Genomic DNA, 16,860 nt, shown 5'->3' on the forward strand with positions numbered 1-16,860 from the left:
GGGGTTTCATTGGCCAAATTTCGGTCAAACATCGCAACTATCGCAGCCCACAAGCCGTTGATTGTCGAGGGGAATTTTGAATTGGTGGCAAGCATGAGAATTGGCGCGGCGCTGGTGGGCGGATTGCTTGCGATTTCAGGCTGCAGCACGGTTGGCCTGAACAGCAAGGTCGGCGCGTCGACCGGTGCCGTGGTAGGTGGCCTCGTCGGAAGTCAGCAGGGGACAGGCAACGGCAAGATCACGTCGACAATCATCGGTGCAATGGCCGGCGGGCTCATTGGCGGTGCAATCGGCGCAGGCCTGGACGAGCGCGAGCGTCGCAGCGCGCTCGAGGCCGAATATCAGGCCCTTGAATACACCCAGAGCGGTCAACCGGTCATGTGGAAGAGCGAGCGCCCCGGCCGGTCCGGTCAGGTGGTTGCAGCTCAGCCCTATCGCGTGGGGTCGCAGGATTGCCGCCAATACTCGCAGACAGTGTATATCGCCGGACAGGCCAAGACCGCGCGCGGGACCGCCTGCCGCAATCCGGACGGCAGCTGGACGCCTCTCACCTGACGCCCGTTTGCTGCCCTTGAAATGGGGCGCGCCGTCAATCCGCCGCAGGCGGCGCATGTTGGCACGCAAACCGGGGGGCGCTAATAAGGGTCCATGGTTTTCTGGTTCGTTGCCGCCCTACTGACGCTTGGGGCCAGTTTGACGGTTTTGCTGCCGTTGGCTGGCCGTTCAAAGGGCGTGCCGTCGGGCGGTGAGCACGACCTCGAAGTCTATCGTGATCAACTGGCCGAACTGGAGCGTGATGCCGCGCGCGGCCTCATCCAGCCTGCCGATGCCGAACAGGCGCGCGCCGAGATCGCGCGCCGCATCATCCGCTCGGGTAGCGACGAGGCAAGCGCGCGGGCGCCGCGCTTCTCCACTACAGGGCGCGTGCTCGGCGGTGCGGCCGTGCTTGCGGTGCCGCTCGTGAGCTGGGGCCTTTATGGCATGCTGGGCTCGCCCGATATTCCCTCGCAGTCTTTGCAGGAAAGACTTGCCCAAAGCCCGGCCGAGAGTTCGGTCGACGAACTGATCGCACGTGCGGAAGGCCACCTCGCCGCCAATCCGGGGGACGGCCGCGGCTGGGACGTGCTTGCGCCAGTCTATATGCGCATGGGCCGCTTCGACCAGGCCGTGACCGCCTATCGCAACGCCATCCGCTTGCAAGGTTCGACGGCCGAGAGAGAAGCGGGGCTGGGCGAAGCCCTCACCGGCGCTGGTGGAGGCGTGGTTTCGGCTGAGGCGCAGCAGGCGTTCGAGCGCGCGCTGAGGCTCGAAAAGGACCAGCCCAAGTCTCGCTTCTTCCTGGCGTCCGCTCTTGTCCAGGATGGGAAGCTGGCCGAAGCAGCCAGCGCGTGGGAGGCAATGCTTGCCGACCTGCCGGCTGATTCCCCGTGGCGCGGTCCCACAGAGCAGGCGCTGGCCGAGGCCAGGAACCGTCTTGCCGCTTCGGGGCCCATGAAGCCAGCGTCCGGCCCGACTCAGCAGGATATGGACACCGCCGCCTCGATGTCGCCGGAAGACCGCAAGGCGATGATCGAATCGATGGTTGCAGGCCTGGATGCGAAACTGCGCCAGAACCCGCACGATCTCGAAGGCTGGCAGCGACTGCTGCGGTCTTACCTGGTGCTCGGCAAGAACGACGAAGCCCACGCGGCACTCTCTCGCGGCATGGCCGCATTGGGTTCCACCACCGAGGACGGCCGGAAATTCGCCGAATTTGCGGCGACTCTAGGCCTGTCGGCGACGGAGTAATCGCATGACGCGCAAGCAGAAGAGACTGTCTGTGATTGCCGTAGGCGCAGGCTTCTTGGTTGCCGCGATGGCGCTGACATTCTACGCTCTGGGACAGAAAGCCTCCTACTTCTACATGCCTGCCGATCTGCAGGCAGCGACGCTGCAGCCGGGCCAGCGTATCCGTCTTGGCGGGCTTGTCGAAGATGGCTCGATCGTCCGCGGGCAGGGTACCCATGTCAGCTTCGGCGTGACGGACCACGAGAAATCGGTGAAGGTTACCTATAATGGCATCCTGCCGGATCTTTTCCGCGAGGGGCAGGGCGTCATCACCGAGGGCAGCTTCGGCACCGACGGGGTTTTCGTGGCCGACAGCGTGTTGGCCAAGCATGACGAGAACTATATGCCCAAGGAAGTCGCCGATGGCTTGAAGGCCAAGGGCGTCTGGCAGGAGAACTGAGTGATGGGCAGTCCGCAACACCATGGTTGAAATCGGTCATTTCGCACTCGTCCTCGCCTTCGCGCTGGCGCTGGTTCAGTCGGTGGTGCCGCTATTCGGCGCGCGCACCGGCAATGAGCGGTTAATGGCGGTTGGCGGGCCCGTGGCTGTTACCGGTTTTGCGCTGACGGCGCTCTCCTTCGCCGCGCTAGCAACGGCCTATGTGCAATCCGACTTCTCGGTCGTCAATGTCTGGGAAAATTCGCACTCCCTGCAGCCGCTGCTCTACAAGTTCACCGGAACCTGGGGCAATCACGAAGGATCGATGCTGCTCTGGGTCCTGATCCTGACCTTCTTCGGAGCGCTCGTCGCCGCCTTCGGCGCCAATCTTCCGGCGACGCTTCGCGCCAACGTGCTGGCTGTCCAGGGCTGGATCGGCGCCGCCTTCTTCCTGTTTATCCTGACGACATCGAACCCGTTCGCGCGGCTGGTGCCGGCGCCGATCGAAGGGCGCGATCTCAACCCGATCCTGCAGGACGTCGGCCTGGCCATTCATCCGCCGCTTCTCTATCTCGGCTATGTCGGTTTCTCGGTGTGTTTCTCCTTCGCCGTTGCCGCGCTTATCGACGGCAAGATCGACGCGGCCTGGGCGCGCTGGGTGCGTCCCTGGACGCTGGCTGCCTGGATATTCCTGACCGGCGGCATCGCGATGGGTTCGTACTGGGCCTATTACGAACTCGGCTGGGGCGGCTTCTGGTTCTGGGACCCGGTCGAGAACGCATCCTTCATGCCCTGGCTGGCGGGCACGGCTCTGCTTCACTCGGCGATCGTGATGGAAAAGCGCTCGGCGCTGAAGATCTGGACGTTGCTGCTCGCGATCCTCACCTTCTCGCTCTCGCTGCTTGGCACCTTTTTGGTCCGCTCGGGCGTGCTGACTTCGGTCCATGCCTTCGCCACCGATCCCAGCCGCGGCATCTTCATCCTGTGCATCCTGACCTTGTTCATCGGCGGGTCACTGTCGCTGTTTGCGTTGCGGGCGGGCAGCCTGACCGCGGGCGGGATATTCCAGCCGATTTCGCGCGAGGGTGCGCTGGTGCTGAACAACCTGTTCCTCACCACGGCTACGGCCACGGTTCTTATCGGCACGCTCTATCCGCTGGTGCTTGAGGCGGTGACCGGCGACAAGATCTCGGTCGGAGCGCCGTTCTTCAACCTCACCTTCGGCGCTCTGATGGTGCCGCTCCTGGTTCTGGTGCCGTTCGGGCCTCTGCTGGCCTGGAAGCGCGGGGACATCTACGGCGCGGCCCAACGGCTCATGATGGCGTTTGGCGGCACGCTTTTTGCCGTGCTGGCGGCGATGCTGTTCGTCGATGGCGTCACGGCCTTCGCCGCGGTCGGCATCGGTATCGCCTTCTGGCTCGTGCTCGGCGCGCTAACCGATCTGGCCCTGAAGTCCGGGCTTGGCAACGTCCCGGCGCGAACGGCGTTCAGCCGCTTCGTCGGTCTGCCGCGTTCGGTGTTCGGCACTGCGCTGGCGCATCTCGGTATAGGGCTGACCGTGCTCGGCATCGCCGGAGCCGTTTCGTTCGAGCAGGAGAGGATCCTGACGATGAGGCCGGGTGAGACCGTCGAGATCGCCGGGCGCATCGTTCGCTTTGACGGCATCCATCCCTCGCAGGGTCCCAATTTCACCGAGGATCGCGGCCGCTTCGTGCTGACAGGAGCCAACGGCAAGGAAGAGGGCGAGGTCGTATCCTCGAAGCGGTTCTTTCCGGCCCGGCGGATGCCGACGACTGAGACAGGTATCCGGACGATGGGCTTCAGCCAGCTCTACATCGCCCTTGGCGACGAACTGCCTGATGGGGCTGCCGTTGTTCGCATGTGGTGGAAGCCGCTGGTCACGCTGATCTGGCTCGGCGGCATTGTGATGATGTTCGGCGGTGCCGTATCGCTGACGGACCGGCGTCTGCGCGTCGGCGCGCCTGCTCGTCGGGCCGCGGACAAGCCCAAGGTGGCCGCGTCATGAAGCGGAAGTTTCATAGTGCTCTCGCGGCACTGGCCTTCGCGTTGATGTTCGGCGGCGTGGCCTATGCCGTTCAGCCGGACGAGGTGCTGCAGAACCCGGCATTGGAAGCCCGTGCACGGGCGCTGTCTGAAGAGCTGCGCTGCATGGTCTGCCAGAACCAGTCGATCGACCAATCTGACGCGGATCTCGCCCGTGACCTGCGCGTGCTCGTGCGCGAGCGCCTGAAGGCAGGCGACAGCGACAGCCAGGTTCTGGACTTCATCGTCTCGCGCTATGGCGAGTTCGTTCTGCTAAAGCCCCGCTTCGAACTGCGAAACGCCCTGCTGTGGGGCGCGCCGGTGATACTGCTGCTTTGCGGCGGCATTGCCATGTTTTATGCCGCACGTACGCGCCGCAACACCGAGGTGCCGGCGCTGAGCGACCAGGAAAAGCAGGCGCTGGAAGACATCCTCCGGAAGGAAGGCTAGATGCCTTCCAGGGGCAACATTACGAAAGATTCATTTGGCGGAAAGAGCGCCGTAATGTGACCCCGTCTATCTCTCTTGTGACGGGATGCGGTCTGCATCCCCATTCGAGAGGATAGCACATGACCACTTCCCCCAATCCCGTTTCGAAGAACCGCAGCCGGCTTCTGGCCGCTGCCGCTTCAATCGCCGTTGCGGGCGCGATCGGCCTTGGCGCGATCACTTCGGGAACCGCGCCGGTTTTCGCGGATCCAGTGCGCGTGGATGCTCCGCAGGCGCCCGGCTTTGCCGACGTCGTTGAACATGTTTCGCCAGCGGTGGTCAGCGTCCGCGTCAAGGCGAAGACGGTGTCCGACGACGAAGAGGGTTTTTTCAGTGGCCCGCGCGGCTTTGAGAATCTTCCCGATGATCACCCGATGAAGCGCTTCTTCCGCCAGTTCCGCGGCTATGGGGAGCAGCAGCAGGATGGCAAGCGCTGGCATCGCGACCGCCAGCCGCGACCGGTTGCCCAGGGTTCGGGCTTCTTCATCTCCGATGACGGTTATCTGGTCACAAACAACCACGTAGTGGACGGAGGCTCGTCCTTCACGGTCGTGACCAATGACGGCAAGGAACTGGATGCCAAGCTGGTCGGCGCCGATTCGCGCACAGACCTCGCCTTGCTCAAGGTCGATAGCGACCAGAAGTTTACCTATGTCGAGTTTGCCGACGACTCCAAGGTTCGCGTCGGCGATTGGGTGGTCGCAGTCGGAAATCCGTTCGGCCTCGGCGGCACCGTTACGGCAGGCATCGTTTCGGCGCGCGGCCGCGACATCGGTGCCGGCCCCTATGACGACTTCATCCAGATCGACGCGGCGGTGAACCACGGCAATTCCGGCGGTCCCGCTTTCAACCTCAACGGCCAGGTCGTCGGCGTCAATACCGCGATCTTCTCGCCGTCGGGCGGCAGTGTCGGCATTGCCTTCGCCATTCCTGCATCCACTGCCAAGCAGGTCGTGCAGGACCTGATGAAGGGCGGCAGCGTGCAGCGCGGCTGGCTCGGCGTTCAGATCCAGCCGGTCACTCCCGACATCGCCGAGTCGCTGGGGCTGGGTAACAACGCCAAGGGTGCGCTGGTCGCAAGCGTGCAGGACGACGGTCCGGCCAAGAAGGCTGGTATCGTCGCGGGCGATGTCGTTACGCAGGTTAATGGCAAGGACGTGTCTTCGCCGCGTGAACTCGCGCGCATCATCGGCGCCAACCCGCCGGGCCAGCCCGTGGACGTGACGCTGTGGCGCAACGGCAAGTCGGAAACCGTGAAGCTCGATCTCGGCACACTTCCGGCCTCCGACAAGCAGGCCTCCGCCGAGCAGCAGTCATCGCCCCAGGCACAGGCCGACGCTCTGGCCAATCTCGGCTTGACCGTGACCACTGCCGACGACGGCAAGGGCCTCGTCGTGACCGCCGTGGAGCCCGATAGCGATGCCGCCGACCGTGGCATCCAGCCGGGCGACGTCATCATGTCCGTCAACTCAGTGGAAGTGAAAGGCCCCGGCGACGTGACCAAGGCGATGGCGGATGCCGCCAAAGCCGGCCGAAAGGCAGTCCTTGTTCAGCTTACGCGTGAGGATACGAACCGTTTCGTCACGCTTCCCGTCAACAAGGGCTGACCAGCCGGAACTTTTCGATGCGCTCCCTCCGTTTCGGGCGCATCCAGGGATGGCGCGGCTCTGTCAGTTCGCACCAGCCCCGCGGCAGTAGGTTGCAAGACCTGCTGCCGCGTCTTGTTGGAGATCGGCGATGAGCGTAAGTATCCTGGAACCTGCCGAAATCGCGTATAGTGGTCCGATGAAGATTCTCGTTATCGAAGATGACCGCGAGGCAGCGGAATACCTGGAGAAGGCTCTGACCGAGGCAGGCCATACCGCCCATGTCGCCAGGGATGGAGAAACGGGTTTCGCGCTCGCCGATTCAGGCGACTACGACGTCATGATCATCGATCGCATGCTGCCGCGCCGCGACGGCCTTTCGGTCATCGCTGGATTGCGCTCGCGCGGCAACACAACCCCGGTTCTGATCCTTTCGGCGCTCGGCGAGGTCGACGACCGCGTGACCGGTCTGCGGGCCGGCGGCGACGACTATTTGACCAAGCCCTATGCCTTTTCTGAGCTTCTGGCGCGCATCGAGGTACTCAACCGGCGAGGGACCTCGCGGGAGGCCGAGACGGTCTACCGTATCGGCGACCTCGAGCTCGACCGCCTTTCGCACACTGTTCGCCGCGCCTCGCGCGACATCACCCTGCAGCCGCGCGAATTCCGACTGCTGGAGTATCTCATGCGCCATGCGGGACAGGTGGTGACGCGCACGATGCTCCTGGAAAATGTCTGGGACTACCACTTCGACCCGCAGACCAACGTCATCGACGTTCATGTTTCCCGGCTGCGCGGCAAGATCGAAAAGGGCTTCGACGGCCCCATCCTGCATACGGTCCGTGGGGCAGGCTACATGCTCAAGGCCAGTTGAGCGATGGCCTTGCAATTGCCTACCATGATGAAGACGACGGCGGCTCGGCTGTCGGCCCTCTACCTGCTGCTGTTCACGCTCTGCGCCGTGCTGCTCGTCTTCTACATGACGTCGCTGTCGGCGCGAATGCTGACCGCGCAGACGATGGAGACGGTCAACGAAGAGGTGCAAGGGCTGGGCCAGGCCTACCAGCGCGGCGGGCTGCCGTTCCTGGTGCGCACGATGGAGCGGCGGGCCCGCCAGCCTGGCGCCAACCTTTATCTGATCGCCGACGCCAACGGCCGCATTCTTTCGGGCAACGTCAAGAGCCTCGAGCCAGGCGTGCTGTCCGGCGACGGCTGGACCGAACGGCCCTTCACCTATCAGCGCTTCGGCGACAGCAGTTCCGAGAGCCAAAGTGCGGAATCCGCGTCGCCGGGATCTGCCGAGGCGGAAACGGTGCACACCCATAAAGCCATCGCGGTGGTGCTTCGTCTGCCCAATCAGATGATCCTGCTGGTCGGCCGCGATCTCAGCGAGCCGGAGCGGCTCCGGGCCGTCGTCAGTCGTGCGCTGATGTTGGCCCTGGGCATAATGGGACTAGGCGCTCTGCTGATCTGGTATTTCGTCGGCCGTAGGGCGCTCAAGCACATCGACAGCGTTTCCGAAGCCAGCAGCCGTATCATGGGCGGCGATCTTTCGGGCCGCTTGCCGGTGAGCGGGGCTGGCGACGAGTTCGACCGGCTGTCCGAAAACCTCAATGCGATGCTGGCGCGCATAGCCGATCTGAACGAGGGACTGAAGCAGGTTTCCGACAACATAGCGCACGACCTGAAGACGCCGCTGACCCGCCTGAGGAACCGCGCCGAGGCGGCGCTGGCAGGCGAGTCCGGCGTTGCTGATTATCGCGCCGCGCTGGAGAGCACGATTGCCGAATCCGACCAGCTGATCAAAACCTTCAATGCGATCCTCATGATTTCGCGGCTGGAAGCCGGGTATTCCTCCGAGATCGTGACAAAGGTCGACCTTTCAGCCGCAGTACACGACGTGGTCGAGCTCTACGAACCGGTTGCCGAGGAACAGGGTGTTGCGCTGGAGGCCCCTGTCTCCGGCACCGTCGTCATCGACGGCAACCGTGAACTCATCGGCCAGGCGCTGTCGAACATCGTCGACAACGCCATCAAGTACTCGCTGGATTCGACCGAAAAGCCGATGGTCCGCGTCACGCTGGAGCAGCACGGCAACGAGGTGCGGCTCCGCGTGGTCGACAATGGTCAGGGCATTCCTGATCAGGCAGACCGCGAAAGGGTCACCGAGCGCTTCGTGCGGCTGGAGAAGAGCCGGTCGCAGCCTGGCTCGGGGCTGGGTCTCAGCCTGACCAAGGCGGTCATGAAGTTCCATCACGGTCGGCTCGAGCTTGCCTCCGCAGATCCGGGACTATCTGTAACCATGGCGTTCCCGAGGAAAGAGGCCAGCAAATGACGGCAGGCGTGGCCACGAAATCGAAAAACCGGGACTGGTTCGAAAAGCCGGCTCACGAACTTGTGCCGCTGGATCGGGATCGGGCCCAGCGCGAGATCGCCGAGATCGCCGAAGCCGCCGCCAGTCGGGAACTGACGAGGCTGGCAGCGCTGCTGACCGGCAAGTGCCAGCTGGCCGCGTTTCTTGAAGCGGTCTTCGACCTTTCCATCTTCATGCGCGATTGCGTGCGCCGTCGCCCGGAAATCCTCGACGCCTTGTTCGATCACACGATCGGCGAGCGGCTGCTCTCCATCCAGGCAGCAATTGCGGCAGCTTCCCGCACGACCGAGGTGTCCGAAAAGACGCTGATGCAGGCGCTTCGCGAGCTGAAGTCCGAGGCGCATTTCCTCATCGCCCTGGCCGATCTCGCCGGCGACGCGGATGCTGCTACCACGGTGCGCCGACTGAGTGACCTGGCAGACGCGTGCATACGCGCCGCTGTCGACTTCCTGCTCCGTGACGCGCATTTCCAGGGCAAGCTCAAGCTGCCTGACCCCGAGAACCCCGCCGAAGGATCAGGATGGGTTCTGCTGGGCATGGGCAAGCTTGGCGCGCATGAGCTGAACTTCTCATCCGACATCGATCTGGTCGTCTTCCTGGACCCGGAGGCGCCGGCGGTGATCGACCCGTTCGACGCCACCGAGCTGTTCACCCGGCTGACGCGGCGCCTGGTGCGCATCCTGCAGGACCGTACCGAGCATGGCTATGTCTTCCGTACCGATCTGCGCCTGCGCCCCGACCCGGGCTCGACGCCCTTGGCGATCCCGGTCCAGGCGGCTCTGCTCTACTATGAGGGGCGCGGCCAGAATTGGGAGCGCGCCGCCATGATCAAGGCGCGGCCGGTGGCTGGCGACCTGAAGGCGGGGGTGGCCTTCCTCAAGGAACTGCAGCCCTATGTCTGGCGCAAATACATGGACTTCGCCGCAATCGCGGATGTCCATTCCATCAAGCGCCAGATTCATGCACACAAGGGGCACGGCCAGATCGCGGTGAAGGGGCACAACGTCAAGCTTGGGCGCGGCGGAATCCGCGAGATCGAGTTTTTCGTGCAGACCCAGCAGCTCATCGCCGGCGGCCGGTTCCCGGAGCTGCGTGGGCGAGAAACGGTGCCCATGCTGGCTCAGCTTGCCGCGCGTGGCTGGATCACGACCGACGCCAGGGATGCGCTGACGCGGCAGTACTGGTTCCTGCGCCGGGTCGAGCACGCCATCCAGATGGTTGCCGACGAGCAGCTCCATACGCTGCCCGAGGACGACGAGGGGCTCGAGCGCATCGCGCATATGCTGGGCTATGCCGACCGCGAGGCTTTTGCGGCCGAATTCCGCGCGTCGCTGCAGCAGGTGGAGCGCCACTATGCGGCGCTGTTCGAGACCGCGCCTGAGCTTTCGTCGGGCGTGGGCAATCTGGTCTTCACTGGCGATGTCGACGACCCCGACACGTTGCAGACTCTGCACAAAATCGGCTTCGAACGGCCGAGCGACATCTGCCGCGTGATCCGCTCCTGGCATTTCGGGCGCTATCGCGCGACCCAGTCGGCCGAGGCGCGCGAGCGGCTCACCGAGCTTACGCCCGCGCTGCTCGAGGCATTCGGCAGGACGCACCGGGCCGACGAGGCTTTGGTGCGCTTCGACGAGCTCCTGGCCGGGCTGCCGGCCGGAATCCAGCTCTTTTCGCTGCTGCAGTCCAACCCGGCGCTGCTGCGGTTGCTTGCCACGATCATGGGAGCCGCGCCCAGGCTCGCGGCCATCGTCACCCGCCGGCCGCATGTCTTCGACGGCCTCCTCGATCCGGGGCTGTTATCGGAATTGCCGGACAGGGAATATCTCGCGACGCGGCTGACGGTCTTCCTGGAGGCTGTCAAGACCTATGAGGACATTCTCGATCGCCTGCGCATATTCGCTGCCGAGCAGAAGTTTCTGATCGGCGTGCGTCTGATGACCGGGGCTATCGACGCTCCCAAGGCAGGAAAAGCCTTCTCCGACCTGGCGGACCTCACCGTCGGCACAGCGCTGGAAGCCGTCATCGACGAATTCGCCGTGAGGCATGGCCGCGTGAAAGGCGGCAGGGCCGCAATCCTTGGCATGGGCAAGCTGGGCAGCCGCGAACTGACCGCGGGCTCGGATATCGATCTCATCCTGCTCTACGATCATAACGCCGATGTCGACGAAAGCGACGGCGAAAAGCCGCTGGCGCCGTCGCACTATTATGCCCGGCTGACCCAAAGGTTGATCTCGGCCGTTTCCGCGCCCACGGCCGAAGGCGTTCTCTATGAGCTCGACCTTCGGCTGCGGCCTTCGGGCAACAAGGGGCCGGTGGCCACGCATATCGACGCCTTCCGCAAGTACCAGCGCGAAGAAGCCTGGACCTGGGAGCACATGGCCCTGACGCGCGCTCGCACGGTCGCCGGCGAGCCGACGCTGTGCGAGGCCGTCGAGGCAGAGGTGGCCGCCGTCATCGCCATGGAGCGCAATCCCGCCAAGGTGGCGAAGGAAGCGGCGGCCATGCGCAAGATGATCGGGACCGAAAAGCCCGCCCGCGACATGTGGGACCTCAAGCTGATCCCCGGCGGGCTGATCGATCTCGAGTTCATCGCGCAGGTCGCCATCTTGACGCACCGGGTCGAGAGCGATCGGCGATTGACCGGAACGGCCGAAATTCTGTCACGCCTCGCACCCGGCTTCGCCGATGCGCAAGCCAGAGAGGAATTGAGCGACGCCTATGCGTTCTACCTGGCGCTGACGCAGATGACGCGGCTCTGCCTGACGGGACATTTCGAGCGCAACGACATGCCGCCCGGCCTCGCCGGCCTCTTGCTGGATGTCACCGACCTTCCGGATTTCGGCGTGCTGGCAGCGCATCTCAAGGAGACCGAGCGAAAGGTGAGGGCGAATTTCGATCGCCTGTTGCGCGGCAAGCGAAACTGAACGTGGCTATTTGCCACCGTTCGGAAGCGGCGCCAGCGCTGTTCGCGCGCAGGTGATGAAGCGAGCAGGCGCCTTCGTCTCCTGATAGGGCCAGTGGTTATGCCGCTGCCTTGATTTCCTTGATTGCAGCCTGTGCCTTTTGGGCAGGGATGCGCACCGAGACGATGGTTCCCACGCCTTCGGTCGAGCGGATCTTGAGCGCGCCGCCATGAAGCTCGGCGAGCGACCGCGAGATGGCGAGACCGAGCCCCGAGCCGGTGTGGTTCTTGGAGAACTGGTTCTGCACCTGTTCGAACGGGCGGCCAAGCTTGCTCAGCGCCCCTTTCGGGATTCCGCAGCCGGTATCCTCGATGCTGATCATCAGCGCGCCTGACACGTTGCGCGCACGCAGCGAAATGCGCCCGCCCTGACCGGTGAACTTGACCGCGTTGGAGAGCAGGTTGATGACGATCTGCTTGACCGCGCGGCGGTCGGCGTAGAGCTGGATCGAGTCGGCGATATTGGTCTCCAGCGTGATCGACTTCTGCGCGGCCTGCAGCGAGATCACGCGCACCGTTTCGCTCATCAGCGGGCCGAGGTCGATCTCCTCCCTTTCCATCGAGAACTGGCCGGCCTCGATCTTCGACATGTCGAGGATGTCGTTGATGACGCCGAGGAGATACTTTCCGCTGCTGAGGATGTCGCCGGCATATTCCTCGTAGCGATCGCAGCCGAGCGGACCGAACAGGCCGGATTCCATCACTTCCGAGAAGCCGATGATCGCGTTCAGCGGCGTGCGCAACTCGTGCGACATGTTCGCCAGGAATTCGGACTTCGCCCGGTTGGCGGCTTCCGCGCGCTCGGTCTCCTTCATGTATTTCTTGTTGAGCTCGACCAGTTCGCGCGCGCGCTCCTGCTCGGCGCGGCGCGCCAGGCTGAGGTCGTGGATCGTCGCCATCAGGCGCCGTTCGCTGTCGACCAGCTTTTCCTGGTGCTGCTTGATCTGCGTGATGTCGGAGCCGACGGACACCTTGCCGCCGTCGCGCGTCTTCAATTCGTTGACCTGCAGCCAGCGTCCATCCGCAAGCTGCCGCTCATAGGTCACGCCGCCGCGATACCCGTTCGCGTTGGGCAGGCGACGCTCCGCGGCGAAGGCGGTCATGCGCTCTTCGATCGCCTGGCGCGCTGTGCCCGGCACGACGTCGCGGTCCGACAGGCCGTTGTCTTGCTGGTATTTGGTGTTGCACATCACGAGACGCTGCTGGGCGTCCCACAGCACGAAGGACTCGGTGATGTTCTCGATCGCCGTGCGCAGGCGCAAGTCGGCGGCTTCCGAGCGCAGCAGCAGATGCCGCTGTTCGGTGACGTCGACGGCGATGCCGATCATCTGGATTTCCGGAGCCTCGGGGTCGATGACCTGCGCACGCGCGCGCATCCACACCCAGTGGCCGTCTGCGTGGCGCATGCGGAAGACCTGGTCGATATGGTCGATCTCGCGCGAGACGATACGGTTGGCGAGCTGGAAAAGGTCGCCGTCCTCCTCATGGATGATGTCGTCGACCTCGCCGAAGGACAGCATGGCATCGCAAGGCTCGTAGCCCAGCATCTCGTACATGGAGCGCGACCAGTACATCTTGCCGCGCACCATGTCCCAGTCCCACAGGCCGCAGCGGCCGCGAACCAGCGCCATGTCGATGCGCTGATGCGCTTGGAAATAGAGCCGATCCGCCGCCTGCGCGCGCGCCGCCTGACTGAAATAGGCGTACAGCACGATGATGAGCACCCCGGTGGTCACCACGAACAGCGTGACGTTGAGCGACACCGTCTTGCGCCATTCCGCGAACACGGCATCGCGCGACACCAGCGCCGCGGCGGCCACCTTGCGTTCCTTGGTCAAGCTGAGCGCTGCGTACCAGTCTTCGCCGTCGACGCGGACGTTCATGACGCCGGCGCGGTCGCCAAACAGGAACAGCGGTTGTCCGCCGGTGACGATTGTGTCGAGCCGCTTGCCGGCCCACTGCGTCGATTCCGGCGACACCGCCAGAACCTTGAAGGCCTCGTCGGTGATGGCGAGCACATGCCGGCTGCCAATGTTGCCCTGCTGTATTGTGCGTTCCAGCAGGTTTCCGCTCGCCTCGGAAACGGCCGCGCCGTCGGCCGCGGCAATCGTCACGGAATTTGCCAGTCCAGCGGCAGCAAGGCCGAGGATCGTCTTGGCGTTGCGTTCGACCTCTTCGTGCCCCGCCATCAGCGACAGGACCCGTGCCCCGCCGATGACCAGCAGGAAGAGGATGATCAGGCTTGGAATGGAGCGGCGCAGAACAGGCTCGGCAGCCAGCAGGCGGCGGTAGGCCGGCTCGGCAATGATCCGTGCGTTTCCTGCCAAAGTGCTGCTTCTGCGCTCGGCAAAAGCATTCTCACCGGGCGCGCCCAACGCGTCCGCCTTCGCCATATCCAGGCCCCCGAAACCTTCTCTTAAAAAGATGATCCGGCAACACCGCACATCCGAATCATCCATAAGGAATCAAAGGTGATTCGCGTTGTCCAGAGGCCGGTCGAAAAAACCTTTAAAAACTTGCTAATGCCCCTGCGTCAGGCGAGCGTCCGCTCCACAATGTCGCGCAGGTCTGCCGAAAGGCCGTGCGCCGAGCGGATTTCCAGCAGCGCCTCGCGCGCCTTCGCCTGCCTCACCGGCTCGAGCGACCGCCACGAGCGCAGGGCCGTCGCCAGACGGGCGGAAACCTGCGGATTGCGCTTCTCAACCTGCAGCACCGTCTCGACGAACAGGCGGTAGCCGGCGCCATCGGCGCGGTGGAATCCGGTCTGGTTGGCGCTGGCGAAGGTGCCCACCAGCGAGCGAACGCGGTTGGGATTGCCAATCGAGAAGGACGGATGGTCCATCAGCGCGCGCACGACTTCGACGGCGTCCGGGCCGGGAGTGGAGGCCTGGATCTGGAACCATTTGTCCATCACCAGGACATCGGAGCGATACCTGGCCTCGAATGCCGCGAGCGCCTCGACCGTTTCCGGCGAGGTCCGGTGACGATGCACGAGCGCGGTGAGCCCTGCGGCGCGATCGGTCATGTTGGTGGCGGTTGCGAAATGGCCGGCCGCAAGCGTTACCCCTTCCGGCAGTACCGACAGATAGTCGAGCAGCATGTTGCGCAGCGTGCGCCGGCCGGCATTCGCCGCGTCGGGGCTGAAGGGGCCGGATGCCTGAAGATTTCCATACAGTTCCGTGAAAAGCTCCCGGTTCGCTCCTGCGATCGCGGCAATCAGCGCTTCCCGGCCGGCATGAACCGCATCCGGGTCTATGTTGGTTCCGATTTCGCGGGCGATGTCGGCCTCGCCCGGGAGGGAAAGCGCCAGAGCGCGATACGCCGGTTCCAGCGTCTCATCGGCGGCAATGGTTCCGGCGAGATGCAGGAGGTCCGTCGCGAATTCCGGCTTCCTGCCACCGAGCATGCTGCGGAAGGCCGCTGTAAGCGTCTCGGTGAGCAGGGTGTTGAAAGCCTGCCAGCGCGAGAAGGCGTCGCTGTCGTGCCGGGCCAGGAAGGCCCGGTCTCCGGCGCTTTGTTCGATCGCAAGGGTGATGGGGGCGGAAAAGCCTCTGTTGAGGGAAACGGCCGGCCGCTCCGTGACGCCTGAAAACCGCACGACATGGCGGCGCTTGCGCAGATGGATGACGCCGTCCTCGACGCTTGCGCCGTCCACCTCCGAATAGTCGATGTCCTTGCCGTCCGGCCCGACCAGGCCGAATGCGAGCGGGATGTGCATCAGCCGCTTGCGGCTTTCCGAGGGCGTCGGCGGAACCGACTGCTCGATCTCCAGCGTGAATTCGCCGGCGCTCGCATTGTGCGAACCGCTCACCGTGACGTTCGGCGTACCGGCCTGATGGTACCAGAGCGCGAACTGCGACAGGTCGCGCCCGGACACCTCCTCGAACACCTTCACGAAGTCCTCGATGGTCGCGGCCTCGCCGTCATGGCGTTCGAAATAGAGGTCCATGCCCCGGCGGAAGGTATCGGCGCCCAAGATGGTGCGGATCATCCGCACGACCTCCGAGCCCTTCTCGTAGACCGTCGCCGTGTAGAAGTTGTTGATCTCGCGATAGCGCCGCGGCCGCACGGGATGGGCGAGGGGGCCCTGATCCTCGGGGAACTGATGGGCTCTCAGCGTGCGCACTTCCGCGATGCGCTTGACCGCGCGCGAACGCTGGTCGGCGGAGAATTCATGGTCGCGGAAGACGGTCAGGCCTTCCTTGAGGCAGAGCTGGAACCAGTCACGGCAAGTGATTCTGTTTCCAGTCCAATTGTGGAAATATTCATGCGCGATGATCGCCTCGATATTGGCGAAATCGGTGTCGGTCGCGGTTTCCTCGTCTGCCAGGACGTATTTGTCGTTGAAGATGTTGAGGCCCTTGTTCTCCATCGCGCCCATGTTGAAGTCGGACACGGCGACGATGTTGAACACGTCCAGGTCGTATTCGCGGCCGAACACCTCCTCGTCCCAGCTCATGGATCGCTTGAGGGCGTCCATCGCATAGGCAGCAAGGCGCTCCTTGCCATGCTCGACATAGATGCCGAGTTCCACCGTGCGGCCTGAGGCCGTCACGAAGCTGTCGCCGACGCGGCCGAGATCGCCCGCCACCAGCGCGAACAGGTAGGACGGCTTCGGGAACGGGTCGTGCCAGACCGCATAGTGCCAGCCGTCGGCGAGATCGCCGCGCTCGCCCGGATTGCCGTTCGACAGGAGAAGCGGGGCTTCATCGCGCTGCGCCTCGATACGCACCGTGTAGACCGACAAAATGTCCGGCCGGTCGAGGAAGTAGGTGATGCGGCGAAAACCCTCCGCCTCGCACTGGGTGCAATAGACGCCATTGGAGCGGTAGAGCCCCATCAGGGCCTGGTTTCGCGACGGGTCGATCTCGGTCTCGATGAGGAGCCGGAAGCGGTCGGCCTTGGGCGGAGCGGTGATTGCAAGCTCATCCGGCGTTGCGCGGTATGCTGAGGCATCGAGAGGCTTGCCGTCGATCTCGACGCGCCGCAGCGTCAGCCCGTCGCCGTCCAGCACCAATGGCGGGTTGCCCGCGACGCCGTCACGCCGTTCGATCGTCAGTTCGGCAACGACGATGGTCTTCTCCCGCGAGAGCTTGAAGCTAAGTGCGGTCGAGGGGATCAGGTAATCGCTGGGCCGGTAGTCTTCGAGCCGGAACACCTGACCGGTATCTGTACGCATCTTCACGACTTTCCTGTTGTT

General features: G+C 64.1%; 11 protein-coding genes. 9 read left to right on the top strand and 2 right to left on the bottom strand.

The window, feature by feature from the left end; all coding sequences use genetic code 11:
- Nucleotides 1-9: 9 nt before the first annotated feature.
- The 9 genes from ABLE85_RS02840 to ABLE85_RS02880 all read left to right on the top strand — a co-directional run bounded on the left by ABLE85_RS02840 (nucleotide 10) and on the right by ABLE85_RS02880 (nucleotide 11,622).
- Nucleotides 10-555, top strand: coding sequence for a glycine zipper 2TM domain-containing protein (locus tag ABLE85_RS02840; RefSeq protein ID WP_348791156.1), 546 nt, complete (start codon nucleotides 10-12; stop codon nucleotides 553-555).
- Between the two features lie 93 nt (nucleotides 556-648).
- The gene (gene ccmI / locus ABLE85_RS02845; protein ID WP_348791157.1) at nucleotides 649-1,788 is read left to right on the top strand and encodes a c-type cytochrome biogenesis protein CcmI; all 1,140 of its coding nucleotides are present in this window, start codon (nucleotides 649-651) and stop codon (nucleotides 1,786-1,788) included.
- Nucleotides 1,789-1,792: 4 nt separating this feature from the next.
- The gene (gene ccmE / locus ABLE85_RS02850) at nucleotides 1,793-2,227 is read left to right on the top strand and encodes a cytochrome c maturation protein CcmE (protein ID WP_348791158.1); all 435 of its coding nucleotides are present in this window, start codon (nucleotides 1,793-1,795) and stop codon (nucleotides 2,225-2,227) included.
- A gap of 22 nt (nucleotides 2,228-2,249) precedes the next feature.
- Complete coding sequence (locus ABLE85_RS02855; protein WP_348791159.1) at nucleotides 2,250-4,232, top strand: heme lyase CcmF/NrfE family subunit; 1,983 nt, start codon at nucleotides 2,250-2,252, stop codon at nucleotides 4,230-4,232.
- Nucleotides 4,229-4,699 (top strand): cytochrome c-type biogenesis protein, encoded by a 471-nt coding sequence (locus ABLE85_RS02860; protein WP_348791160.1) that lies wholly within the window; start codon nucleotides 4,229-4,231, stop codon nucleotides 4,697-4,699. The genes ABLE85_RS02855 and ABLE85_RS02860 overlap by 4 nt, the downstream gene beginning before the upstream one ends.
- Nucleotides 4,700-4,818: 119 nt before the next feature.
- On the top strand, nucleotides 4,819-6,345 hold the full coding sequence (locus tag ABLE85_RS02865) for a Do family serine endopeptidase (RefSeq protein ID WP_348791161.1): 1,527 nt from the start codon (nucleotides 4,819-4,821) through the stop codon (nucleotides 6,343-6,345).
- 178 nt (nucleotides 6,346-6,523) lie between these two features.
- Nucleotides 6,524-7,198 carry a response regulator transcription factor gene (locus ABLE85_RS02870; protein WP_348791451.1) on the top strand — a complete coding sequence of 225 codons (675 nt, stop codon included), beginning with the start codon at nucleotides 6,524-6,526 and terminating at the stop codon, nucleotides 7,196-7,198.
- A 3-nt stretch (nucleotides 7,199-7,201) separates the two neighbouring features.
- Entirely contained in the window at nucleotides 7,202-8,659 is a 1,458-nt protein-coding gene (locus ABLE85_RS02875) for an ATP-binding protein (protein WP_348791162.1), read from the top strand.
- Nucleotides 8,656-11,622, top strand: coding sequence for a bifunctional [glutamine synthetase] adenylyltransferase/[glutamine synthetase]-adenylyl-L-tyrosine phosphorylase (locus ABLE85_RS02880; protein WP_348791163.1), 2,967 nt, complete (start codon nucleotides 8,656-8,658; stop codon nucleotides 11,620-11,622). Before ABLE85_RS02875 ends, ABLE85_RS02880 begins: the two co-directional genes overlap by 4 nt.
- A gap of 97 nt (nucleotides 11,623-11,719) precedes the next feature.
- On the opposite strand, the gene ABLE85_RS02885 is transcribed toward ABLE85_RS02880, so the two are convergent.
- Complete coding sequence (locus tag ABLE85_RS02885; protein ID WP_348791164.1) at nucleotides 11,720-14,053, bottom strand: ATP-binding protein; 2,334 nt, start codon at nucleotides 14,051-14,053, stop codon at nucleotides 11,720-11,722.
- Between the two features lie 140 nt (nucleotides 14,054-14,193).
- Nucleotides 14,194-16,839 carry an aminopeptidase N gene (pepN, locus tag ABLE85_RS02890; protein WP_348791165.1) on the bottom strand — a complete coding sequence of 882 codons (2,646 nt, stop codon included), beginning with the start codon at nucleotides 16,837-16,839 and terminating at the stop codon, nucleotides 14,194-14,196.
- Between the last annotated feature and the right edge of the window lie 21 nt (nucleotides 16,840-16,860).

The sequence above is a fragment of the Mesorhizobium sp. KR1-2 genome (assembly GCF_040045035.1).
Lineage (GTDB): Bacteria > Pseudomonadota > Alphaproteobacteria > Rhizobiales > Rhizobiaceae > Pseudaminobacter.